At 47.5% G+C, this 22510-nt stretch carries 20 protein-coding genes; 13 read left to right on the forward strand and 7 right to left on the reverse strand.

Features of this window, described 5'->3' with window-relative positions; translation table 11 throughout:
- Positions 1-61: 61 nt before the first annotated feature.
- Positions 62-343 (forward strand): hypothetical protein, encoded by a 282-nt coding sequence (locus BLV50_RS00195; RefSeq protein WP_090805070.1) that lies wholly within the window; start codon positions 62-64, stop codon positions 341-343.
- Between the two features lie 174 nt (positions 344-517).
- Entirely contained in the window at positions 518-1348 is an 831-nt protein-coding gene (locus BLV50_RS00200; RefSeq protein WP_063564899.1) for an aldo/keto reductase, read from the forward strand.
- Positions 1349-1727: 379 nt separating this feature from the next.
- On the opposite strand, the gene BLV50_RS00205 is transcribed toward BLV50_RS00200, so the two are convergent.
- The 4 genes from BLV50_RS00205 to BLV50_RS00220 all read right to left on the reverse strand — a co-directional run bounded on the left by BLV50_RS00205 (position 1728) and on the right by BLV50_RS00220 (position 6495).
- Positions 1728-2462, reverse strand: a complete 735-nt coding sequence (locus tag BLV50_RS00205) for a DsbA family oxidoreductase (protein ID WP_090805075.1) — start codon at positions 2460-2462, stop codon at positions 1728-1730.
- A 156-nt stretch (positions 2463-2618) separates the two neighbouring features.
- Positions 2619-3044, reverse strand: coding sequence for a cytidine deaminase (locus tag BLV50_RS00210; protein ID WP_090807407.1), 426 nt, complete (start codon positions 3042-3044; stop codon positions 2619-2621).
- A gap of 88 nt (positions 3045-3132) precedes the next feature.
- Positions 3133-5130, reverse strand: a complete 1998-nt coding sequence (locus tag BLV50_RS00215) for an LTA synthase family protein (RefSeq protein WP_063564897.1) — start codon at positions 5128-5130, stop codon at positions 3133-3135.
- 213 nt (positions 5131-5343) lie between these two features.
- A complete protein-coding gene (locus tag BLV50_RS00220; protein WP_063564896.1) occupies positions 5344-6495 on the reverse strand; it encodes a THUMP domain-containing class I SAM-dependent RNA methyltransferase in 1152 nt (383 codons plus the stop codon).
- A 241-nt stretch (positions 6496-6736) separates the two neighbouring features.
- On the opposite strand from BLV50_RS00220, the gene BLV50_RS00225 reads away from it, so the two are divergent.
- Positions 6737-7369, forward strand: a complete 633-nt coding sequence (locus BLV50_RS00225) for an O-methyltransferase (protein ID WP_063564895.1) — start codon at positions 6737-6739, stop codon at positions 7367-7369.
- 130 nt (positions 7370-7499) lie between these two features.
- Here the strand turns inward: BLV50_RS00225 and BLV50_RS00230 are convergent, their stop codons facing one another.
- Positions 7500-8711, reverse strand: coding sequence for an asparaginase (locus tag BLV50_RS00230; RefSeq protein WP_063564894.1), 1212 nt, complete (start codon positions 8709-8711; stop codon positions 7500-7502).
- A 506-nt stretch (positions 8712-9217) separates the two neighbouring features.
- Here BLV50_RS00230 and BLV50_RS00235 point away from each other — a divergent pair.
- Positions 9218-10420: a cytochrome P450 gene (locus BLV50_RS00235; protein ID WP_090805079.1), complete on the forward strand. Its 1203-nt coding sequence runs from the start codon at positions 9218-9220 to the stop codon at positions 10418-10420.
- Positions 10421-10534: 114 nt separating this feature from the next.
- On the opposite strand, the gene BLV50_RS00240 is transcribed toward BLV50_RS00235, so the two are convergent.
- A complete protein-coding gene (locus BLV50_RS00240) occupies positions 10535-11746 on the reverse strand; it encodes an MFS transporter (protein ID WP_063564892.1) in 1212 nt (403 codons plus the stop codon).
- A gap of 204 nt (positions 11747-11950) precedes the next feature.
- Here BLV50_RS00240 and hemE point away from each other — a divergent pair, with 204 nt between their 5' ends.
- From hemE to BLV50_RS00270, 6 genes are all read left to right on the forward strand, one after another.
- The gene (hemE, locus tag BLV50_RS00245) at positions 11951-13015 is read left to right on the forward strand and encodes a uroporphyrinogen decarboxylase (RefSeq protein ID WP_063564891.1); all 1065 of its coding nucleotides are present in this window, start codon (positions 11951-11953) and stop codon (positions 13013-13015) included.
- Positions 13008-13958, forward strand: coding sequence for a ferrochelatase (gene hemH, locus BLV50_RS00250; RefSeq protein WP_063564890.1), 951 nt, complete (start codon positions 13008-13010; stop codon positions 13956-13958). The genes hemE and hemH overlap by 8 nt, the downstream gene beginning before the upstream one ends.
- On the forward strand, positions 13958-15382 hold the full coding sequence (gene hemY / locus BLV50_RS00255) for a protoporphyrinogen oxidase (protein WP_063564889.1): 1425 nt from the start codon (positions 13958-13960) through the stop codon (positions 15380-15382). The genes hemH and hemY overlap by 1 nt, the downstream gene beginning before the upstream one ends.
- A 183-nt stretch (positions 15383-15565) precedes the next feature.
- The gene (locus BLV50_RS00260; RefSeq protein ID WP_079694860.1) at positions 15566-16975 is read left to right on the forward strand and encodes a CapA family protein; all 1410 of its coding nucleotides are present in this window, start codon (positions 15566-15568) and stop codon (positions 16973-16975) included.
- A 27-nt stretch (positions 16976-17002) separates the two neighbouring features.
- Positions 17003-17755: a glycerophosphodiester phosphodiesterase gene (locus tag BLV50_RS00265; RefSeq protein ID WP_090805083.1), complete on the forward strand. Its 753-nt coding sequence runs from the start codon at positions 17003-17005 to the stop codon at positions 17753-17755.
- A gap of 104 nt (positions 17756-17859) precedes the next feature.
- Positions 17860-18495, forward strand: coding sequence for a fumarylacetoacetate hydrolase family protein (locus BLV50_RS00270; RefSeq protein WP_090805088.1), 636 nt, complete (start codon positions 17860-17862; stop codon positions 18493-18495).
- Between the two features lie 119 nt (positions 18496-18614).
- On the opposite strand, the gene BLV50_RS00275 is transcribed toward BLV50_RS00270, so the two are convergent.
- A complete protein-coding gene (locus BLV50_RS00275) occupies positions 18615-19022 on the reverse strand; it encodes a hypothetical protein (RefSeq protein WP_090805092.1) in 408 nt (135 codons plus the stop codon).
- 357 nt (positions 19023-19379) lie between these two features.
- On the opposite strand from BLV50_RS00275, the gene BLV50_RS00280 reads away from it, so the two are divergent.
- Genes BLV50_RS00280 through BLV50_RS00290 form a run of 3 tightly spaced genes read left to right on the forward strand, consistent with a single transcriptional unit; the run spans position 19380 to position 22500 of the window.
- Entirely contained in the window at positions 19380-19937 is a 558-nt protein-coding gene (locus BLV50_RS00280; RefSeq protein WP_090805096.1) for a MarR family winged helix-turn-helix transcriptional regulator, read from the forward strand.
- A gap of 46 nt (positions 19938-19983) precedes the next feature.
- Positions 19984-21423: an aryl-sulfate sulfotransferase gene (locus BLV50_RS00285; RefSeq protein WP_090805100.1), complete on the forward strand. Its 1440-nt coding sequence runs from the start codon at positions 19984-19986 to the stop codon at positions 21421-21423.
- Positions 21424-21444: 21 nt separating this feature from the next.
- Positions 21445-22500 carry an ABC transporter substrate-binding protein gene (locus BLV50_RS00290; RefSeq protein ID WP_090805104.1) on the forward strand — a complete coding sequence of 352 codons (1056 nt, stop codon included), beginning with the start codon at positions 21445-21447 and terminating at the stop codon, positions 22498-22500.
- Positions 22501-22510: the final 10 nt, after the last annotated feature.

The following is a 22510-nucleotide window of genomic DNA, read 5'->3' on the forward strand; positions in this document are numbered from 1 at the left end:
GAAGGCCGATGTCAACCATCCTAATGGGGTAACAGGAACATGATCCCAAGGAGGAATACTCATGCCGAAGCGTTATGATTCCAGTTTGCAAGCCGATACGACCGTATCCCAGGCGCAGAATGCAGTGAACAAACTTCATTATGCCGTTTCACAGGCAATGTCACATCCAACAGAACAGACCATTGAACAGGCAGAACGCCGTTTGGCGCATACCGAGCAGGCTATGCGTCAAGCTGAACGTTCGCTTGGAGGTCAGGGCGTTGAGCTGGCAGAAGAGATGTTCATTGAGGAGAAGAGAAGATTGAACTCGATCCAGAGTCAGAATGGGCAAGGGGATCTATAGGTGTTCCTGTCACACCAGAAACCCGCAGACCAGCAGTGCTTTGCGGGTTATTCATGTCTCTTTTGAATGACCCCAAGAAGTGGATCCAGCCAAACTGTATGCAAAGTGCCGCTTAAAATTTGGTGAGAAGGTTAATAGACCAAGAGCAGGCAAATTTCACACAGGAGGTACAGAATGACAAAACATATTACAGATTGTACGATTCTGAACAACGGAGTGACGATGCCATGGCTGGGATTTGGGACTTATCGAGCAAAAGGCAAGGAAGTACAGCAAGCAGTGGAGACTGCATTGGAAGTCGGATATCGGAGTATTGATACGGCGTCCGTTTATGGAAATGAAGAAGAAGTGGGACAAGCTATTGCGAGCAGTGGTGTTGCTCGGAATGAGCTGTTTGTGACAACCAAGCTGTGGAACGAGGATCAAGGCTTTGATTCGACCTTGAGAGCATTTGAGGCCAGTCAAAAGGCGCTTGGATTAAATGTCATTGATCTATACTTAATTCACTGGCCTGGTAGAGACCAGTATAAGGAGACGTGGAGAGCTTTCGAACGTCTATATAGCGAAGGAAGTGTACGTGCCATTGGTGTAAGTAATTTCGAAGTACACCATCTGCGCGATATCATAGATGAAGGTGGAACGGTACCTGCGGTGAATCAGGTGGAACTGCATCCAGGTCTGATTCAACAGGAACTGCAGGATTTCTGCGGGGAGCAGGGCATTCAACTGGAGGCATGGAGCCCCATTATGAGAGGTAAACTGAACAAGGAATCGGCTTTGAAAAGTCTGGCCCAGAAATACGGAAAAACACCCGCACAGGTTATTCTGCGTTGGGATATTCAGAACCAGATCGTGACGATTCCGAAGTCGGTTACCCCGGAGCGAATTCGCGAGAATGCGGACATCTTTGATTTTGAATTGACTCCTGATGAGCTGAAACTGATTGATGCGCTGGATTCGGATAAACGGACGGGACCACATCCGGATCAGCTGTTTTGGGATTGAGCGTGTAGCTCAATTCCAAAATGAGTGTTTTATGATCTGCGTGGAGTTGTTCCGGATACGGATCATTCTTCGTGATATAAAATGAAAGCATAATCCTTTACAGTAGGCCACTACGTGTGCAGAACAATCTTTCGATCGCCGTTATCCCCGGATTTTTTGGAATTCCCTATCTTCAAAGGGTAAAATCCAGTGATAAATGCGAAGTATATGCTTCCGTTGCAGCTTTCTTTCAGAAAGCTTTTAGCGCCGCTTCTCCAGATTTGTTCTGCCCTCTCCGTTATAGTGTAAATTATGAGTTCATCTTAAGTGGATGGATTTAAAAGGGAAAAGTGAAAAGCAGCAGGTTCAGGGGATAACCCTTGATCCTGCTGCTTTTGTGTTATTTGGATTGGTCCGGTTGCGGAACCTCGCAGCCGTCTTCGGTGCATACTCCACTGCCATCTGCGTCAGTGGTGTTGGACTCTACCATTGTGAAGGGGGAACGCTCGTCCCATGCTTTCTGGATAGCGTCAAGGAACACCTCATCCGGTTGAGCACCAGATACAGCGAACTTGCGATCAAATACGAAGAACGGTACACCTCGGATGCCTAACTGTTCGCCTTCGGCTTGATCGGCACGAACCTGTTCTGCGAATTGATTACTGGACAACACTTCTGCTGCTGCATTGCGATCTAGACCTACTTCTTCAGCCAACTCGATCAGTACATCGGAATTGCCGACATGTTTACCTTCGATGAAGATCGCTTGAAATAGTCGTTCGCTCAACTCAAGCATTTTTCCTTGTGTTTCTGCCCAATGCGTCAGACGGTGAGCAGAGAAGGAGTTGGTAGGGATCATCTCATCAATGTTGTATTCCAGTCCAGCCGTACGAGCATTGGCATTCATTTGGGCATTCATGCCGCGTGCCTGCTCCACACTCATATTGTATTTGGCAGCCAGATATTCTGCGTTGGTTTTGCCACTATTCAATTCAGCATTTGGATCGAGCTCAAAACTTTTGAACTGTAATTTCACATCATCGCGGTGGGGGAATTGTGCGAGTACATTCTCAAGACGACGTTTGCCAATATAACAGAAAGGACACATAAAGTCGGACCATATTTCAATATTCATTCATTAAAACCTCCATCATCTATAAATGAAACCAATACAGTTACAATTATATAGCGACTTTCCATCATTCGCAAGGTTGTGGTTATTACCAGCCTCGAAAAAAGAAGTGCCGAAGCATGCAATGGATTGCAGCCTCAACACTTATAATTTAACTTCTTACTTATCCCGGTATGCTTTGGTCCAATGATAAGGCTGAATTTCGTCCAATCGTTTGTAAATTAAAGCTCCATCCGGATCGTACACGGCAGCCTTCACGTCTTCTCCCCAGAAAAACAATCGTTCCTGGCACACACCACAAGGGGTGAGGACCTTGAATTCTGTGTGCTCATCGTCCCGTGCTACACAGATCGAGTGGGTGACCCGCTCGTTTAATTTGTGTGCTTCTAGATAGGCTCCTGTTTCCATACATAAGTGCGTGGCGTCGTTAATCACTTCTGGAGCTACGCTGATTAACAGCGATCCAGCTTCGGTATAAACAGCAGCTGCGCCGCCCCACCCTTGAGGGTAGCGATGTTTGACAAAGTTTGCAGCTTCTTCGAACAGCTTTTGTTCGATATTGAATTGGTTAGGATGTGACGTCATGGTCATGCATTAGCTCCATTTCATTGTAGTATCGGGTTAACTTTGAAAAATGAATTATACAGTTCCGTCAGCTACCGTTCCATATCTGTTAGGATTCGGACGCAGGCGCTTGCTCCTCGCGAAAACGCGAGATCAGGTCAAACGTATTAACCGTATCTGACACATGCAGTCGCTTTGTTGCTTCATCATGACCAGATCGGCAAGCATTAATATCCGTTTTGGTACCAGTAGACAGATCGTAACAGGAGCCGCTGTCATAGATGTAATCATCCGAAGGGATATAGAACAGGGAGCCATCTGTAAATGCACCACTGCGCAATACCACCATACGGGAGGAACCGTCGTACACATCGTTGCCCATGTGGTAGTAGGATTGATCTGAAATACCGAGCAGATGCAGTACTGAAGGTGTAACATCCAGTTGTCCGGCAGGCTCGTCAATCGTTCCCGCTGCGGCTCCGTCAGGCAGATGCACCAGCAAAGGCACTTCGTTCATAATCTGCTCCATATCCAGATCAGTTAGTGAACGTCCGAGAAATTTCTCGTATTGTGGCTGCTCCTTAATGGAATTATCGTGATCCCCATAGAACATGAAGATCGTTTTGTCCCATAATCCCCGATTTTTCAGGTCTTCCACCATGTTACCGAGCGCAGAATCCACGTAATGAACGGATTGCAGATAGTTGCCAAACATCGTTCCTTTGAATTCACCCACATCCAGCTGCTGTTTATCTTGGGGTAACGCGTATGGATGATGACTGCTGAGCGTAATGAGGAATGAGTAGAAGGGCTCTGTAACCTCACTGCTCATTTTTTCAACCGATTGGCGGAAAAAGGACTCATCCGACAGCGACCAGCCAAGCGGGTCATCCTGTTCAAAATCATTTTTACTGTAAAACTTGTCATACTTCATATTCTGATACATCGTATAACGATTCCAAAATCCGCTCTCATAGGCATGAAATACATTCGTACTATAACCATGATCCTTCAAGATAGAAGGCAGAGAATCATAACTGTGGTCTGCGTAACGGACAAACGCTGATCCAACCGACAGTGGATGCAATGAAATATTGGCCCCAAAGTCAGCATCCGATGTTCGCCCCTGACCTGTCTGGTGATAAAAGTGACTGTAGTACTGGCTTTCCTTCATCAGCTCGTTAAAATGAGGCGTAATTTCCTGTCCGCCAATGCTCTGACCAATCATGAAATTCATGAAGGCTTCACCTTGGACAATGATCACATTGCTGTCTTTGTACTTGCCAAACATCTCATCCTTCAGTGGATCAGCCTGCTGTCTGCTGGCGAAATAAGCTTCCGCCTGTTCGAGATCGGCAGGATCGACCTCCGGTCCAGAGCCGAGCTGGTCTTTGGCATAGTTGTACAGATCATAGCCATGAAAAGCAAGAAGTCCGGTAACATTGTACATGGATACGTTCCACCAGTTGTTATCGAACAACCCTTTTGCCCAGGTTTTACTATAAAAATATATCGGACCAACCGCGAGCCCCAGACCCAATACCAGAGCAATGCTGCCTGCGGTGAGTCGACGACGCACACTTGATTTGCCTGAATTTGACGAGTAGGAGTTCAACCCGTTCGAATATGCGCTGGAACGTCCACGACGGTTACGTTTGCTGAACAGCAGGATCGCTGCGTATGGGATAATCACCAGCCAATCGACGAAGAACCACAGATCACTGGCGTAAATAAGCGTAGCAATACTGTCTCCCAAAGCGTCAACCTGTCTGGCTTGCATCAGCACAGGGATTGTTAGGAAATCCTGAAAGTAGCGATAATAAACCATATCCGCATAGATCAGTGCAGTGAGCAGCAGATTGAGTATAACGAGTGATATAATCATGCCCCGGCGAGGCAGCCACCAGGTCCAGAAGGACAGAAGCAGCAGCGAACCGATGGCAATCACTTTGTCCAGAAGACCCATCGTAATGTTGTAAGCGTGCAGATTGTGGTGGAGCCACATTAATTTGAGCAGCATGAGTACAAGAAAAATAAGATATAACGTAAGTGGATGATTCAGAAGCCCACGCGGCGTAAGGCTGCGTGTTGGCTTAGTGACAAACATATATGTCTCCTCCCTGATGAATGGTTTTGTTAACGGAATGTAAAATAGGACTTTATCCATTATAGCGTGGTGTCATGGCTTTTCAACTATGCCCAGGGGAGAAAATCTTCATGCGGAAGCAATGTTAACAAGATCATCCATAAGTCTCCCGAAATACATACAAAAAAACGCCCCAGCCGTGAACGGCAGGAGCGCTTGATCATTCCAATATTATTATTGTTGTGGTGTTTTATTACGTGGAGGCAGTGGGCCCAAATACTGATAATATTGGGTTTCAATGCGTCCATTGAACAACTTACGGCGCTTGTCTGCCTTGTGTCCAAAGTCTTCCTCGAAAGATTTGGTCGACGTGATGGCAAAAAAGGACCATGTCGGTAAATCGAGGTAACTGCGCCCTAAAGAACGTAGCAGCTTCTGCACTTCTTTCTCTTCACTCAAACGTTCACCATATGGAGGGTTGGTAATAATGACACCATATTCGCCCTGTGGTCTTGCACGATGAGCGGGCAGGACGCTGACTTCAATATCTTTGGCGAAGCCGGCACTCTTGATTGCTGCCTGTGCTACTTCAATAGCTTCCGGATCGATGTCGCTGCCCGAAATTTGCAATGGAATATCGTCGCGAACCGCGTCAAATGCTTCTTCGCGCGCCTGTTCCCACAATTCTTCAGGAATGACAGCCCAGTTCTCGGAGTTGAAGGTTCGACGAAGTCCAGGTGCAATGTTCCAGCCGATCATGGCGGCTTCAATCAGCATGGTGCCTGAACCGCAACATGGATCATAGAATGGACGGGAAACATTCCAGCGGCTGAGCTGAATAAGTGCCGCAGCAAGCGTTTCTTTGAGTGGTGCTTCGGTTACGAGTTTACGATAACCCCGTTTATGCAGACCTGGTCCCGTCGTATCTAAAGTAAGCAGGGCGCGATCGTTCAGCAGAATGACCTCAATCACATAACGAGACCCATCCTCTGGGAACCACTCCGTGTCATAAGTCAGCTTCAGTTTCTCTACGATTGCTTTCTTCACGATCCCTTGTGATGCAGGCACACTGCTCAACTGAGATTTTTGGGAGCGACCTTCAACCGGAAATTCGCCATCGGCTGGAATCCATTCCTCCCAAGGTAATGCTTTGGTACCTTCAAATAATTCATCGAAAGTTGTCGCCGGGAATTCACCCATTTTGACCAACACCCGGTCGGAACTTCTCAGCCACAGATTACACCGGCAAATATCAATATAATCTCCAGTGAAGAAAACCCGGCCATTGTCGATCGTAACATCCTCATACCCCAGTTGCTTCAGTTCCCGGGCGACAACAGCCTCGAGTCCCATCGCCGAGGTCGCAATCAATTGCAATTGAGCCATGTGATTCATTTCAACTCCATTTCAAGCTGGGGAAGGAATATCCTTCTCTCAGCTGTATAGTGACGGTGCGGCCTTGCCGCTTTCCGTGAAAAAACTTACAATGAGAAATGCGGTGAGCTAATGCACTCATCTTTCGAGCCGATGCAGCAGTTCAACCGCCTGTGTTTGACAACAAACATTTATTATAGAACATTGGCATCCATATGGAAAGCAGTCCAAGTGTCCAAGGAGGATTTTAGCGGTGAATCTGACCCCTGACGAATATGTAAATCAATTATTTCAAGAGGATGATCTCTTGTTAAAGGTAAAAGAAGCCATCCGATCGAACGGCATGCCGGAAGTTTCGGTTGCAGCGGCTTATGGCCGTTTGCTCACTTTTCTCGCGAAGACATCGAAAGCGGAGGCTGTACTCGAAATTGGCGTGCTGGGCGGATACAGCGGAATTTGTCTTGCTCGCGGTTTAAGTGACGGGGGGACCCTGACTTCGCTTGAACTAAAAGAGCAATACGCAGCGATGGCTCGTGGTCATCTGGAGGAAGCAGGCTTTGGGGATAAAGTCGAATATCGAATTGGCCCCGCAGCTGACAGTCTGGAGCAGCTGGCACAGGAAGGACGTACCTTCGATTTCTTCTTCATTGATGCAGACAAGGAGAATTATCCCGTATACCTCGATTACGCCATTAAGCTCGCGCGGCCCGGGGCGGTCATTGTGGGAGATAACTGTTTCCTGCGCGGCCGTACGCTGAATTCAGACAAGCAGGGTCCGGCTGTCCTCGCGGTTCGACGCTTCAACGAGCAGATGGCCAGTGACCCGCGCCTCGTAACAACGATGCTGCCGGATTATGATGGTCTGGCTCTGGCCTGGGTGAAGTAAGAAAAGATGCAGATCCGTTAAAACGGATGGAATGCGCATTCAATTCGAAAAGAAAGAGACGATAACACTCCTGAATCTCAGAGTATTATCGTCTCTTTCTGCTTATTGGAGTGAAGTGATGAGAGCCTTATTAAACTTCCGGCGTTCCGTAAGTCTCGAACCATTTTTGGATCGTGTCAAAATCGTCGCTAAAGGACAGGCCGAGCATCAACAAAATGCGTGCTTGCTGAGGACTAAGGTTGTCACCGGCAATAACGCCTTTCCCACCGCCATATACACTGCCTGAACCTGTCCGAGTGGTCGTTACGAAGATTACGCCATCCTCGACCGCTTTGGTACGTGCTTGTCCCATCGCTCTGGAGATACCGCCAGCTCCGGTACCGGACGTTACGATCCCCTTGGCGCCGCCCTTCACAAATCCTTCAATAGCTTCGCCGCCAGCTTCCTGATAGGAAATCGCAATTTCCACCTTGGCGAGATCTGCCTTCGTGATTTTGCTCAGGTCGAATGCCGGTTTCAATGTACCTTCAGGCTTCAAGGCACGTGCAGGAGCACGGTAAATTCGAATGTTTTCTTCATCAATGTAACCTACTGCACCAAGCATCGGAGTTTCGAACGTGTCTGTTCGATAATCATTCGTTTTGGTCACGCCGCGTGCCAATTGAATGGTATCGTTCAACATTAGCACGGTCCCAAATGAAGTGGTGCGCCCGCTGCCTGCGAGCTTGATGGCGTTGTACAGATTGGCTTGTGCATCTGAGCCGATAACTGTCCAAGGGCGCATGGACCCTGTAATGATGACGGGTTTATCACTTTGTACGGTCATGTCAAGGAAGTAGGCGATTTCCTCCATGGTATCTGTACCGGTGGTAACTACAACGCTGTCATACTGAGCCAGAGCCTTGTCTACGGTTTGAGATAAGTCATAGAGATCAGCCATGGTATAAGAACCTGAACCTGAATTTCCGAATTGGAGTGTGCTAACATCTGCAATCTTCTGTTTGTCCGGTAAGGCGTCGACCATTTCTCCAATCGGGAGTGTGCCAGCTTTATAGTTCTGGAAGCTGGTTGCATCCTCGGATTGACCTGCAATCGTACCACCCGTTCCAATGACCAGAACATTAGGCAGAGCGGATTGTTTGAACGAATCTGATAGAGCAGGGATGGTCGTATTGCGAGCCGGAGTGGATGATGCGGCCTGAACCGCACTAGTTGTACCGCTCACTTCTACCGTAGCCGCCTGAGCCGCATAGGTCCCGATGGGGGACAGGGAAATGGTCAGAGCTGTCAAAGCGGCTGTGCTCCATACAGCCCAAGGACGAAGATTTGAAGTTTTTTTCATGAATAGCACTCTCCTTCAGGTTAGTTTCGTGTGATGTTTGTTGAGGATGATATGTATATGAATTCAAATTGATTGTATTTCATGTTAAATAATATGACAATTGTAGATATAGATAGAGTAATCGGTTACATTGATAGAAATGTAGAGTATATAGCGTATTTATGAGGTTTTATGGATAAATATGAGAAGGTAAAAAAGAGAATGAGGAATATGAAATCATAATAAATAAACTTTTGTGTCATATTTTATTACATTTGAGTCTTTTGACCTGATAGATTTAGAAGGAAACTTTGGGGAAGTGTTGCAGTATCGTCCATAGCTGAAGTGATCTTATCCAAAACGAATAGCGGGGGTATTAGTTAGCAAGTCTTGACGATTTTTGTAATACGTTCTAGGAAAAGAGGCTCAATTATTGCCAAATATTTGTATGCCCGCAGTGTTGAGTCTATAATATATGGTGATTTAAATATGTAAATAAATATATATTAATGATTGGAGGAGAAACGATGAACCGAGCACCCAGAAAGTATGCCAATTACATTCCGATCCGGGAGCTGGAGGCGGTGGAGCAGCAATTATTTCCCTTCCAGGTGTACGCTGAACTTCGTGACAATACTCCAGTCCGCTATGACAACCATCGAGAATGCTGGGATGTTTTCCGTTATGAAGATGTGCAATATGTGTTAAAAAATCCTAAACTGTTCTCTTCTGAACGTGATCGCGCAAACGCCAGCATGCTTACTACAGATCCGCCGAAGCACAAACAACTACGGGATCTGGTTAATCAGGCGTTCACACCTAGAGCGATCGAAGCGTTAGCTCCGCGTATTCAGGAAATCGCTGATGAATTATTAAGTCCGCATTTTTCAGAAGGCCGTATGCGTCTTATCGATGATCTTGCTACTCCACTTCCAGTTATCGTGATCGCCGAATTGATTGGAGTCCCTGCAACGGATCGCCAGAAGTTCAAAGACTGGTCTGATGCACTCGTGAAGGGGGCGCGGGATGACAGTGACGAAGCTTTCCAGGAATTGATGGAAGAAAAGAAACGGAACCAGCAGGAGTTGGCGAGCTACTTCACGGCCATAATGGAAGAAAGACGTCAGCGACCAGAGGATGATCTGATCTCTATACTGCTTGCTGCAGAGATTGAAGGGGAGAAGCTAACGGCAGAGGAAGTGGTCGGATTTTGCATCTTGTTACTTGCTGCCGGTAATGAAACCACAACCAATCTGATTACCAATGCCGTTCGTATTCTGTTAGAGCAGCCTGAGCTTCAACAGCAGCTGCGAGAACATCCTGAACTTATCCCCACTGCGGTAGAGGAAACGTTGCGTTATTATCCGCCAATTGTGGCTATAGGGCGTATTGCCAAAGAAAACGTAGAATTGAACGGACAAACGATTCAGGCGGGGGAACAGGTGATATCCTGGGTAGGATCGGCCAACCGGGATAGCGCTCAATTCGATCAGGCAGAGAAGTTCGTGCCCGACCGCAAGCCGAACAGACATATGGGTTTTGGTTTTGGTATTCATTTCTGTCTCGGTGCGCCGCTTGCACGACTTGAGGCGAGGGTTGTACTTCAGACGATGCTTCGGCAAATGGAAGACATTCAGCTTGTGCCGGAAACCGTTCTGCAGCCGATTCAAAGTGCTTTTGTATTTGGAGTTAAAGAATACCCGATTCAATTCACAAGCCATCTGACTTAATGACTCAATGAATCAATTTTAAGGTTTGAACAAATGAATGCCAAAAGCCGCTTTCATGCCTAATAGGCGCTGAAAGCGGCTTTTTATAAGAACAAATAACATTGAATCCAAGCGTCAGGATTCTCTGATCAGAGGGGGCTTTTTGTACAGCTTGAGTCTTACCCACACCATGTTGAGCAGCAGCAGCCCACCAGAGACGATGAACAGTCCTTCGATGCCAATGAACCCGGCCATAAAGCCACCGATTACGGCTCCAAGCATGTTACCGAGCGCGAGTGTACTCGTATTAAAGCTGAAGGCCCGACTAATCATGCTATCTGGCGTATAGGAGCGAATGAGCGCGTTGACACTCGGAAGCAGGCCGCCCATGAACACACCCATCATGAAACGGACGATGATGAGCTGCCATACCGTCTGCACGAAAGCTTGAGGTATAAGCATGAGCCCTGTTCCTATGAGAGAGAAGGTAAGTACCTTGTGTGAACCTACCCTGTCACTGAGTTTCCCGAGTATCGGGGACATGGCCATGTTAGATAGTCCCGTGACTGCACCGACAAGCCCTGCCCAGAAGGCGACGTTGACATCCGAACCGTGTAACTTCTGTACATACAGCGGCAAGAGTGACATCGGGCTGATCATGGCAAATTGCAATAGGAATGTTACAGCGAATAGCGCAGGTAACTGGGGAGACTTGTTCAGTTCCTTCAGACCGGACAATACGGATTGTTCCGGCAGTTTGGCCGCTTCCTTGCGGTCAAACTTCTCTCTGACCAGGAACATGGCGAGCATGGAAGCCGCAAAGATCAGTCCGCCAGTAATATAGAAGATAGGGCGGAAGCCCACTGCATCAGCAAGCAAACCGCCGATCAGCGGACCTAGAATCGTACCGGCCACTTGGCCGGATTGGCTGATGCCCATGGCAAAACCCATGCGATCCTTCGGCGTTGTACCCGAGATCAATGCAACTGCTGCCGGGTTGAATCCGGAGATCGTACCGTTGAGCAGTCGTAATAAAAGGAGCTGCCATGGGTTCTGTGCAAAACCCATCAAGGCAATAACAATCGCCATCCCGAATCCGGAACGCAGCAACATAATTTTCCGTCCGTACTTGTCAGACAATTTGCCCCACAAGGGCTGGAACAAAAATGAGGTGAGGAAGTTGGCAGCAAATATAAATCCCGCCCATATGCCAATTTCATGCTCACCAACCACGCCAAGATCCCTGGCGAGATAAAGGGACAAAAACGGGGTAATCATGGTCATGCCCGAGTTGACCAGAAATTGTCCAAACCAAAGCACAATGAGGTTTACTTTCCACGTTTTCAAAGTGCTTTCACTTCCTTTCCGATCGTTTCTGCAACGTTTCAAAAAAACACGATTCTTTCATTATAACATAATTTGCATATAGATGAGGGGATGTAAGGAATGTCATAGTATTGTCATCGGAACAGATCGACACGTGGTTGTTACCGCTCTTTAAAAAGGGCATAATGTTATTTATGAGTCCAAAAACTATTGGAGGCTTCTTACATGAGCTATAATGATCGTCTGATTCAGGCCAGTTTCAAACAGCAGGTGGACCGTGTTCCCGTGTGGTACATGCGTCAGGCTGGGCGTTATGATCCCGAATATCGCAAGATTAAGGAAAAGTATTCTTTGCTCGAAATTTGCCGTCAACCTGAGCTAGCAGCTGAAGTTACACTCATGCCGGTACGTAAACTCGGTGTGGATGCGGCTATTTTGTATTCCGATATTATGAATCCGGTTGCTTCCCTCGGTATAGATTTTGATATTGTTAAAAATATTGGACCTGTTATAGACAATCCAATCCGCACGGCGGCAGATGTGGATCGTTTGCGTCCCATTGATGTTGAAGGAGATCTGTCTCATATTCTGGAGACGATTCGAATTCTGGACAAGGAACTGGATGTACCCCTGATTACGTTTGCCGGTGCACCGTTTACCATTGCCAGCTATTTGATTGAAGGCCGACCTTCCAAAGGGTACATACGGACCAAAACGATGATGTACAGTGAACCGGAAGTGTGGCATAAATTGATGCAAAAACTGGGCGATATGGTGATTACATATGTCCGTGCTCACATTGCGAACGGCGGCAAGGCATTCCAACTGTTCGACAGCTGGGTGGGCGCACTTTCGCCAAACGACTTTAGAACGTATGTGTTGCCGACGATTACTCGTATCTTTACCGAATTATCGGATTTGAATGTACCGAAAATTTATTTCCCGGGTGTGGCTTCTGGTGAATTGCTGCCAACCCTGCATGATCTGCAAGCTGATGTGATTGGGCTGGATTGGAGAGTATCGATCTCCGAGGGACGTAAACGACTGGGCGGAAAATTTGCTGTGCAAGGTAACTTGGACCCTTATGTGCTGACTGCACCGATGGATCTGATCAAGCAGCATGCCAAATTGATTATTGACGAAGGTATCAAGGAGCCAGGGTATATTTTCAATCTGGGGCACGGACTATTTCCTGAAGCGTCTTTGGATAAATTAAGAGAACTCACGGCGTATATTCATGAATATTCCGCTGAAGCATTGAAGACTGGGGTGACGGTTACTAATGACTAATACGGTAGGTGTACTGGTGATGTCGTATGGCACACCTGAGAATATGGAAAGTATCGAAGCGTACTACACACATATCCGGAGAGGACGTCCGCCTGAACCGGAACAACTGAAGGAATTAACCGACCGTTATGAAGCGATCGTTGGGGGTGTATTCCCTCTTCGAGAAAACACGGATAATCAGGTTAAGGCCCTCCAGGAGACGTTAAACAAGGATGACCGTTCCAATGAGGTTGAATTCCGTTGTTATCAAGGGTTGAAGCATGCGTATCCGTTCATTGAGGATGGCGTGGAACAGATGGCGAAGGATGGAATTCAGACTGCAATAGGCATCGTACTGGCACCACATTTCTCCACGATGAGTGTAGGGAGCTACATCAAGCGTGCTCGTGAGAAAGCGGAAGAACTCGGTATCCAGATGTCATTCATTGAGAGTTATCATCTGCATCCGAAATTGATTCAGGCTCTCTCCACACGTGTTAGCGCCAAATTGGATGCTTTCGAGGAAGCGGGGGCCAAGCGCGGGGATGTACGAGTGCTGTTCAGTGCACACAGTCTGCCTGCGCGAATTGTAGATATCGGTGATCCATATCCGCAGCAACTGCTGGAGACTTCGGAAGTCATTGCTTCCCGTTTAGGAATTACGAACTGGCAGTTCACGTGGCAAAGTGCGGGGCGGACGGCGGAGCCGTGGCTGGGCCCTGATATTCTGGACACACTTCAGGATCTTGCTCGTGAACAGGTGGAAGATGTGCTTGTAGCACCGATTGGATTCGTATCGGACCATCTGGAAGTACTCTATGATCTTGATATTGAAGCTAAAGCGATTGCCAAAGAGATCGACATGCGCCTTATGCGTATCGATTCTCTCAATAGTGACCCACTTTACATGGAAACGTTAAGTGACGTCATTATTAGCAAGTGGCAGCAAGGAACGGATGAGTAATGGAAGACCATAAACGTCGTGTCGTTGTTGTCGGCGGAGGTCTGACCGGCCTAAGCGCGGCATTTTATATTCGGAAGCATTACCGGGAAGCAGGGGTTGAACCTGTCATCACCTTGGTTGAGAAGAGTTCTTCCATGGGTGGCATGATTGAAACGCTGCACCGGGATGGGTTCGTCATTGAGAAGGGACCAGATTCTTTCCTTGCCCGCAAAACGGCGATGATTGATTTGGCTAAAGAGCTGGAAATTGACCATGAACTGGTCAGCCAAAATCCGGAATCCAAAAAAACGTACATCATGCAGCGTGGCAAGCTGCATCCTATGCCGGCAGGACTCATTCTCGGTATTCCGACGGAGTTGAGACCTTTTCTGAGAAGTGGTCTTGTATCTCCGGCAGGCAAGCTGCGCGCATTAATGGATTTTGTCATCCCTCCCCGTCGTACAACAGAGGATGAATCGCTTGGTTATATGATTGAGCGCCGCCTTGGAGCGGAAGTGCTGGAAAACCTGACTGAACCGTTGCTCGCAGGCATCTATGCAGGTGATATGCGGCGATTGAGTCTTCAGGCAACCTTTCCGCAATTCGGTGAAGTGGAGCGGGATTATGGTAGTTTGATCCGAGGAATGATGACGGGCCGCAAACCGACAGAGACCCATACGGGAACGAAGAAAAGTGCTTTTCTGAACTTCCGTCAGGGCTTGCAGAGCCTGGTTCATGCGCTTGTACATGAGTTGCAGGACGTGGATCAACGGCTGAACACTTCCGTGAAATCTCTGGAGGTTCAGACTGGAGATGCGGCCAAGTATAGCATTCAACTGGATAACGGAGAACGTCTTGAAGCAGATGATGTAGTCATTACCGTGCCTACGTATGTTGCATCTGAACTGCTGCAACCACATGTGGATACAGCGGCTCTGGATGCAATCAATTACGTATCGGTAGCGAATGTGGTGCTGGCTTTTGAGAAAAAGGATATCGAACATGTATTTGATGGGTCTGGTTTCCTCGTTCCGCGTAAGGAAGGTCGAAATATTACAGCATGTACTTGGACATCAACCAAGTGGCTGCACACCAGCCCAGATGACAAAGTACTGCTTCGCTGTTATGTTGGCCGTTCCGGAGACGAACAGAATGTGGAGCTCCCGGATGATGCACTAACAGATCTGGTACTCAAGGACTTGCGTGAAACAATGGGCGTTGAGGCCGTTCCGATCTTCTCGGAAATTACTCGGCTCCGCAAATCCATGCCACAGTATCCGGTAGGTCATCTGCAGCAGATTGCAGCACTGCGCGAACAACTTGGCAGCAAATTGCCGGGGGTATACATTGCCGGCGCTGGTTATGAAGGGGTAGGCTTGCCTGACTGTATCAAACAGGCGAAGGAAATGTCAGTTCAAGCTACGCAATTGATTGCTGCAAAGTAATTAACGTATTTGGCTGTCTCGAACGTAGATTTTTTCTACAGGGAGACGGCCTTTTTTGCACCATAAAGCGAAAAGGGGAGAGGTCTGAACTCTTTCAATATTTGCAGTTCCAAGGAATGATGGAAATCCAGAATATGCCTGATATAATATGATAAGGATTGCTGTAAAGAAGAGGAGCTGCCTATGTATCCCCCAAGATCAAAACGAAGTGTACAAAAGAAAAAAGTGAAACGTGCCCGAAAACGCCGGATTTGGATCATTAATCTGGTATTGATTGCTGCAATTGGACTCGTCGGCATCTATTACGCAGTAGGCATGCAGGAGCAGCAAATAGACCCGGCGGTGACAGAAACGGCTGTGAATCAGGAACCTGTGAATGAAGAGGGCCCTCAGGGCGGTGATCAGGTGAATTCACCTGACACGGATTCGGAGGCAAGTAATACCCCGGATGAAGAATCGGAGGATTCTGATAAACAGGTAACTGAAAATTCCGGCGGTACGTCGGGTGAGAAAAAGCCTGATGCTACAGACTCCAAGGTAAATGGAAAGACAGATACGGGAACGAAAAAACCGACGGATACTCCCGCTTCTTCCGGCTCAAAGGGAAGCGAAGGTGCCGGAACTGGGGCGACACAGCCATCTCATTCGGCGAAGGATGTAACCATTAACTTTGTTGGGGATATTCAGTTTTCCGGCAAAGTGGCTGAATTGTTGGAGAAGAACGGTTATGACTACCCCTTTGCAAAGCTTGGCAACTTGTTCAAGGAAGATGATCTGACCATTGGAAACCTTGAAACTCCCGTAACCCTTGGTGGAACTGGTGCTGCAGACAAAACCTATGTATACAAGTCTTCGCCAAAGGCGCTCGAAGCAATGGCTTCAGCAGGATTTGATGCTGTAAATCTGGCCAATAATCATATTTTGGATCAAGGTGTAGAAGGTTTGGTCGATACGTTAACTTACCTTGAGCAATATGGTATAGCGCACACAGGAGCCGGTATGAACAGGGATGAGGCTTATGCACCTGCATATCTGGAACGCAAAGGCATGAAGATTGCACTGCTTGGATTCAGCCGGGTTGTACCTGAAACAAGCTGGAAAGCGGAAGGGAATCGGGCCGGTGTTGCCGAAGCTTACGATTCTACAGGTGCAGTAAAGGCGATTCAGGAAGCCCGTGAAAAAGCTGATCTGGTTATCGTTGTTGCACATTGGGGAGAGGAAAGGGTCAGCACTCCAAATAATGATCAGACTCGACTGTCTCATGAATTTGTAGATGCCGGAGCCGATCTGGTCATAGGTGGGCATCCCCATGTCTTGCAAGGGGTAGAGTACTACAAAGGCAAATGGATTGCATATAGTACAGGCAACTTTATTTTCTCGAAATCAACGACAGAGGAAACGTGGAAAACAGCGGTTTTTCAGGCGAGTTGTAGTAAGGATGCCAAATGCAGCATGAAGGTTATCCCTTATGAAGCGGGGTTGGGTCAGGCCATTCCGATGGTGGATCAAGCCAACAAATTGCTACTGGAGCAGATGGCCCAGCTCTCGCCAGGTATTCGTTTTGATGCGAACGGATTCGCATCGCCAAATTAAGATGCATTTTTTTGAGGAGGGGATGGAATGAACAACCTTTGTGTAGCGCACCGTGGATTTTCGTCCATTGCACCAGAAAATACGATGGCTGCATTTCTGCTTGCCATGGAACAGCCAGAGGTTCAGTGGATGGAACTGGATGTACAGTTATCACGTGATGGTGTGCCGGTTGTTATTCATGATTTTACGTTAAATCGGACCACGAACGGTGAAGGCTTCGTACGAGAAAAGGACTGGGCAGATATACAGCAGCTGGATGCGGGATCATGGAAAGGAAAAGCCTATAAAGGGGAACGTGTTCCTGCGCTTAGTGAAGTGTTGGACCGCACCTGTGGCAAAGTGAGATTGAATATCGAACTGAAAACGCAAGGTAATATGTATCCCGGTCTGCCGGCAGCGGTTATTCATGAGGTGAGGAAGAGACATATGCAGCATGATGTGGTCATCACTTCGTTTGAACCTGCGGCTCTGGTTGAAGTGAAGAAACTGGCCCCTGAGTTCAAAACAGGTTTGATTATTGATGCACGGCCAGGGGATCTGGCAGCAGTGCTGCGGCAGATGAATTGCAGTTTTCTTTCCATCGGGTACACCAATGTGGACAAATCGCTGATGCGTGAGATGCGTATGGAAGGCATTCAGGTAATGGCTTGGACAGTGGACGACAAAATCATCATGAAGCGGCTTGCGGCGATTGATCCGGAGCTGATGTTATGTACAAACCGGCCTGATGTGTGGGAACAGGCTTTTCAGGAAACGAGCAGCCGATTTTTCAGACCATAAACTCCAATTTTTTGAATAGCGAAAATATGATATGTACTTATATAATAAAAAGATGAACATGATCCATATACGCTAATGAATCCGATAAAGGTGGTCGTAAACCCATGCTGACAAACATTCGAAATGTATACTGTGTAGGACGAAATTATAAACTTCATGCAGAAGAATTGGGTAACGCGGTTCCGGATGAACCGATGATCTTTATGAAGCCTTCCCATGCGGTTGTGGCCTTGAATAGTGAAACGCTGCAATTGCCTGCGACAAAGGGCGAAGTTCATTATGAGGCTGAACTGGTCGTTCAAATCGGGCGGAGTTATGAGCCGGGTATGGCAGTGGATGAATTGGTTGACGCGTATGCGTTTGGCATTGATTTTACATTACGTGACGTACAGACGGTTATTAAAAAAAAGGGCCATCCGTGGACAGCGGCCAAAGGGTTCAAGAACTCGGCTCCGGTTACTGCATTCCAGCCATTTCCGGGGGCCCAGGCTCTTCTTGAGAAAGACTTTACACTCACCAAGAACGGTGCCGAGGTCCAACGTGGCAATATTCGTAACATGATCTTCAGTCTACAGGACATTGTGGATTATGTAGGTCATCATTACGGCCTGGGACCTGGAGATGTCATCTTTACAGGTACACCAGAAGGGGTTGGACCAACGGCAGCAGGAGATGTGCTTGAACTGGCCTGGGACGGAGAACCTTTGGGTAAATGCACGATTGCAGCAGCAGTTCAGTAAGTATCATGCATCATCAATCTGCTTACTTAGAGCAAATATGAAACAGATAAAAGGGGCGCTTCGACGCTCCTTTTTGCCATGCCCTCATTCTCTGCCATAGCACATGGGAGACTTTTCATTTACGCCAAGTTGTAGGCTGTATTGGCACTCTCCGTGACCAACTCCTCCAGTTCACTGCTTTGCACTGCGTGTTGCTCCGCGCTAATACTTCCACTTGCGAGTCGTTGATCTAATTGCTCCCTGAGCTGCCTTATTTGCAATGCGACAACCTCGTTAAAATCACCATCATTTTCATCTGCAATCATCCTCAGCGATTTACCCGCGCACAGATCCTGAACCAAGTCATCTTCCGACTGTTGATTCAGAGCACTCAGCAACTCATCTCCGCTCTCGTCTTTGGTATCGATGTTAACGATGGACCATTTCGTCAAAGGTATTGGGGATATCGCTGATCTGCCCCAGGCTGTTCCGGCGAAGGACATGGTAACAATCATTGTTCCGACAATGATTACGCGCTTCATATTCATATGTGTTATCCTCATTTCTATGGTTAAGTACGAACTGAATCGTAGCTGGTTTGATGTAACGCTCTGAGGATAGTGTAACCGGGAAAGCTGAAGTGAAACTTAAAACCGGATAAGTTATATAAATATGAGGGACATCTGGCTACGAAAAAACAAATTTAATTTCACACTTGACAGGTTGGGTTAGTGGGTTATATGATGAACTCAATTATTTTAACACTAATTAAATGAACAGTGAAATAATTTGAACTGAAGCGAGCTGATTGGACCACCAAAGGCTCCCGGGACTACTCCACTATGGAATGTCCACGGGAGCCTTTTTTCGTATTTGCTGTCGTTTCAGTTAGACAGGAGGATGAAATGAGCAATAACGACTGGGAAGCGTTGGAGAAGACAGATTGGTTGTTTCGTAAAATGGTCAGACGATTCGTGAAAGAACGAGATCGCATATCGGTAGAGGGGGTCAGTTTACCGGGTATGCTCATCCTGCACAAAATCATTCGTGAAGGGGAACAGCGGTTGGGGGATTTGGCCGAACAACTGGATTTCACTTCAGGTGCCATCACAGCTTTAACAGACAAGTTGGAGAAAAAGGGACTTACGATCCGCAGACGCAAGGAAGATGACCGTCGGACGGTTTTGCTCGACATTACTGCTAGTGGGCGGGAGATGTTTGCACGGAACAGTAATATCGGTGCTCGATGTATCACGCTTCTGTTTGAGGGCTTTACGACGGAGGAACTGGAGCAGCAAAGCCAATTTTATGAGCGGGTAATAGCGAATCTGGAGGGGTTCTCGAATACGCTGCTGGAATTGGCAGAGAACAACGGGAAGCAGGACCACGATCCGTCCATCAAAAGTGACCCTGAACAGAAGCAGAGGGAGAATACCGGAAAGAGCAATTATCTCAGTTATTAACGTTTGATCCAATGTGAAAACAAACAATCCAAGGGAGAGATGATCAATGGGGCATTCAACAATTTATCCAACCGGGGCAACCGTATATAACCCTGATAAGGCTTGGGGCGGTTATACCGTCTATCAGGCAGGCGAGGAAGGTGTTGTACTGATTGATATGAATGGTAAGGAGGTTCACCTGTGGAAGGGGCTGCTGGGCTTTCCGGCCAAAGTTTTCCCCGGTGGCTTCGTATTGGGAAGCACGGGGCGAAGAGATCCGAAGTTTGGTATCCAGGACAACGTCGATTTGGTTCAGGTGGATTGGGAAGGCAATATTGTATGGAAATACAACAGCTACGAACACATTGAAGATCCAGGATATGAACCATTGTGGTACGCACGTCAGCACCATGATTTCCAGCGTGAAGGCAATCCTGTCGGATATTACGCCCCCGGGCTTGCACCAAAGACACAGAGCGGGAAGACTTTGATTCTTGCTCATAAAAATGTGAACAACCCGTCCATTTCGGATAAGCCTTTGCTCGATGATGCGATTATAGAAGTGGATTGGGAGGGCAATGTATTATGGGAATGGCTGCCGAACGAGCACTTTGAGGAACTTGGATTCGATGAGGCCGCCCGTAATGTTCTGTTCCGTGACCCGAACACACGCTCATTTGGACATCTCGGTGGTGGGGTGGGGGATTGGCTACATATTAATTCAGCTTCTTATGTTGGTCCAAACCATTTCTATGAAAATGGAGACGAGCGGTTCCATCCCGACAATATTATCTGGGATGCCAGAGAAGCAAATATTATCGCAATAACCGACAGACAGAGTGGAAAGATCGTATGGAGACTAGGGCCGGATTACTCTTTGCCTGAAGTGAAGCATATTGGCACCATTATTGGACAGCACCATGCACATATCATTCCCAAAGGTTTGCCTGGAGAGGGGAATCTGCTGGTATTCGACAATGGCGGCTGGGCCGGTTATGGCCTGCCCAATCCGGCTTCTCCATACGGCTTGAAACACGCCGTTCGCGATCATTCACGCGTACTGGAGATCAATCCGGTGACCCTGGAGATCGTTTGGCAATATACATCCGCAGAAGCCGGATTTTCCGTTCCGACAGATTCCTATAAATTTTATAGTCCGTATATCAGCTCCGCTCAGCGCTTGCCTAATGGAAACACGCTAATTACGGAAGGTTCCAATGGCAGACTGTTCGAGGTTACATCCGAGTATGAGCTAGTGTGGGAATATGTATCCCCTTATAAGGATGGACGGAACACCAATATGGTCTATCGTTCGTATCGCGTGCCTTATCACTGGGTACCACAGCTGGAGAAGCCGCAAGAGGTTGCTATTGAAGCCATTGATGTTTCCGACTACAGAGTGCCGGGAGCAGCACCCAAAGGTTCTTCATCCGTTGTAAGTGTTGAGATAACACTGCCGTTTGTTGAAGGTGCAGCCTGTGTGGCAACGTCAGATGAAGGCAAGTAAGGTGGCGAAGAGCGATGAACAATGATTAGAACGAATGGGGTGCATATTGTGAGAAAACCATCCACCTTAACTGGTGCGTTATTAATGCTCTTATCCATGTTATTGATATTATCGGGATGTTCTGCAAACGAATCGGTATCCGAAGCAAAGGGTGCCTCCGGCACAGAGGCCCAAAAAGTGAAAGTCCGGATCGCAGATACAAGTACGAACCCAACATTCAGGGTAGCCATTGCCAAAGGTTTCTTTGCAAACCACGGCATTGATGCAGAGAGCATTACGTTTGGTTCGCCAGCGGAAGGTGTAAATGCACTGTTTATCAAGCAGGTGGATATTGCGTACGGAGCTGACTTTCCTGTATTGAATGCTTTGGCAAAAGGGGATTACTCTGTCATTGCTTCCGCAGGTCAGGCTACGAATGAAGCGGCAGCTGCGTGGAAGTTGTATGCCAAGAATGATATACAGAGTGGAGCCGATCTGAAAGGTAAAAAAGTAAGTTTCATCCGCGGTACGTTTATTCCTTATCTGTGGGATGAATATTTGAAGGACCAGGGACTGGAACTAACTGATGTAACCCAGGTGGGTCAGGGAGCATTTGACGAAGCCTACATTGCACTAAAGCAGGGTGATCTAGATGCAACCTGGGTCATTGGTTCCGCCTTGACTGATAAATTCGATGCGCTTGAAGGCGTGCATCAGCTCACCGATATGTCCCAAACCCCTGTACGTCTTGGGATGGGGCTCGTAGCAAGCAATGAATTCATCCAGGGGAACCCTGAAACGGTGAGTGGTTTTCTCGCGGCGCTGAATGAAGCCTCCGTGTATGCCCAGGCACATCCTGAAGAGGTTTCAGACCTGATGTATAAGGAAACCAAGCAGCCTAAGGAGGCCACATTGAAGGATCTGCCAATCAATCCATGGGAAGTTGGATTTACCCAGGCAGCTTATGACAGTCTGGCAGGGCAGAAGCAATATATGGTGGATAACGGGATCATCGAACACGATTTCGATCTCGATAACAAACTGAACCTGGAGCTCCTGAAGCAGGCACTGCCAGATAAAGTGACTTATAGCAAATAACTCGCAAATT

This window comes from Paenibacillus sp. 276b, from assembly GCF_900107875.1.
Lineage (GTDB): Bacteria > Bacillota > Bacilli > Paenibacillales > Paenibacillaceae > Paenibacillus > Paenibacillus marchantiae.

Coding starts and splice junctions, on each gene's coding strand:
- BLV50_RS00195 (WP_090805070.1), top strand. CDS start 62: ATGCCGAAGCGTTATGATTCCAGTTTGCAAGCCGATACGACCGTATCC.
- BLV50_RS00200 (WP_063564899.1), top strand. CDS start 518: ATGACAAAACATATTACAGATTGTACGATTCTGAACAACGGAGTGACG.
- BLV50_RS00205 (WP_090805075.1), bottom strand. CDS start 2,462: ATGAATATTGAAATATGGTCCGACTTTATGTGTCCTTTCTGTTATATT.
- BLV50_RS00210 (WP_090807407.1), bottom strand. CDS start 3,044: ATGACGTCACATCCTAACCAATTCAATATCGAACAAAAGCTGTTCGAA.
- BLV50_RS00215 (WP_063564897.1), bottom strand. CDS start 5,130: ATGTTTGTCACTAAGCCAACACGCAGCCTTACGCCGCGTGGGCTTCTG.
- BLV50_RS00220 (WP_063564896.1), bottom strand. CDS start 6,495: ATGGCTCAATTGCAATTGATTGCGACCTCGGCGATGGGACTCGAGGCT.
- BLV50_RS00230 (WP_063564894.1), bottom strand. CDS start 8,711: ATGAAAAAAACTTCAAATCTTCGTCCTTGGGCTGTATGGAGCACAGCC.
- BLV50_RS00235 (WP_090805079.1), top strand. CDS start 9,218: ATGAACCGAGCACCCAGAAAGTATGCCAATTACATTCCGATCCGGGAG.
- hemE (WP_063564891.1), top strand. CDS start 11,951: ATGAGCTATAATGATCGTCTGATTCAGGCCAGTTTCAAACAGCAGGTG.
- hemH (WP_063564890.1), top strand. CDS start 13,008: ATGACTAATACGGTAGGTGTACTGGTGATGTCGTATGGCACACCTGAG.
- hemY (WP_063564889.1), top strand. CDS start 13,958: ATGGAAGACCATAAACGTCGTGTCGTTGTTGTCGGCGGAGGTCTGACC.
- BLV50_RS00260 (WP_079694860.1), top strand. CDS start 15,566: ATGTATCCCCCAAGATCAAAACGAAGTGTACAAAAGAAAAAAGTGAAA.
- BLV50_RS00265 (WP_090805083.1), top strand. CDS start 17,003: ATGAACAACCTTTGTGTAGCGCACCGTGGATTTTCGTCCATTGCACCA.
- BLV50_RS00270 (WP_090805088.1), top strand. CDS start 17,860: ATGCTGACAAACATTCGAAATGTATACTGTGTAGGACGAAATTATAAA.
- BLV50_RS00275 (WP_090805092.1), bottom strand. CDS start 19,022: ATGAATATGAAGCGCGTAATCATTGTCGGAACAATGATTGTTACCATG.
- BLV50_RS00280 (WP_090805096.1), top strand. CDS start 19,380: ATGAGCAATAACGACTGGGAAGCGTTGGAGAAGACAGATTGGTTGTTT.
- BLV50_RS00285 (WP_090805100.1), top strand. CDS start 19,984: ATGGGGCATTCAACAATTTATCCAACCGGGGCAACCGTATATAACCCT.
- BLV50_RS00290 (WP_090805104.1), top strand. CDS start 21,445: ATGATTAGAACGAATGGGGTGCATATTGTGAGAAAACCATCCACCTTA.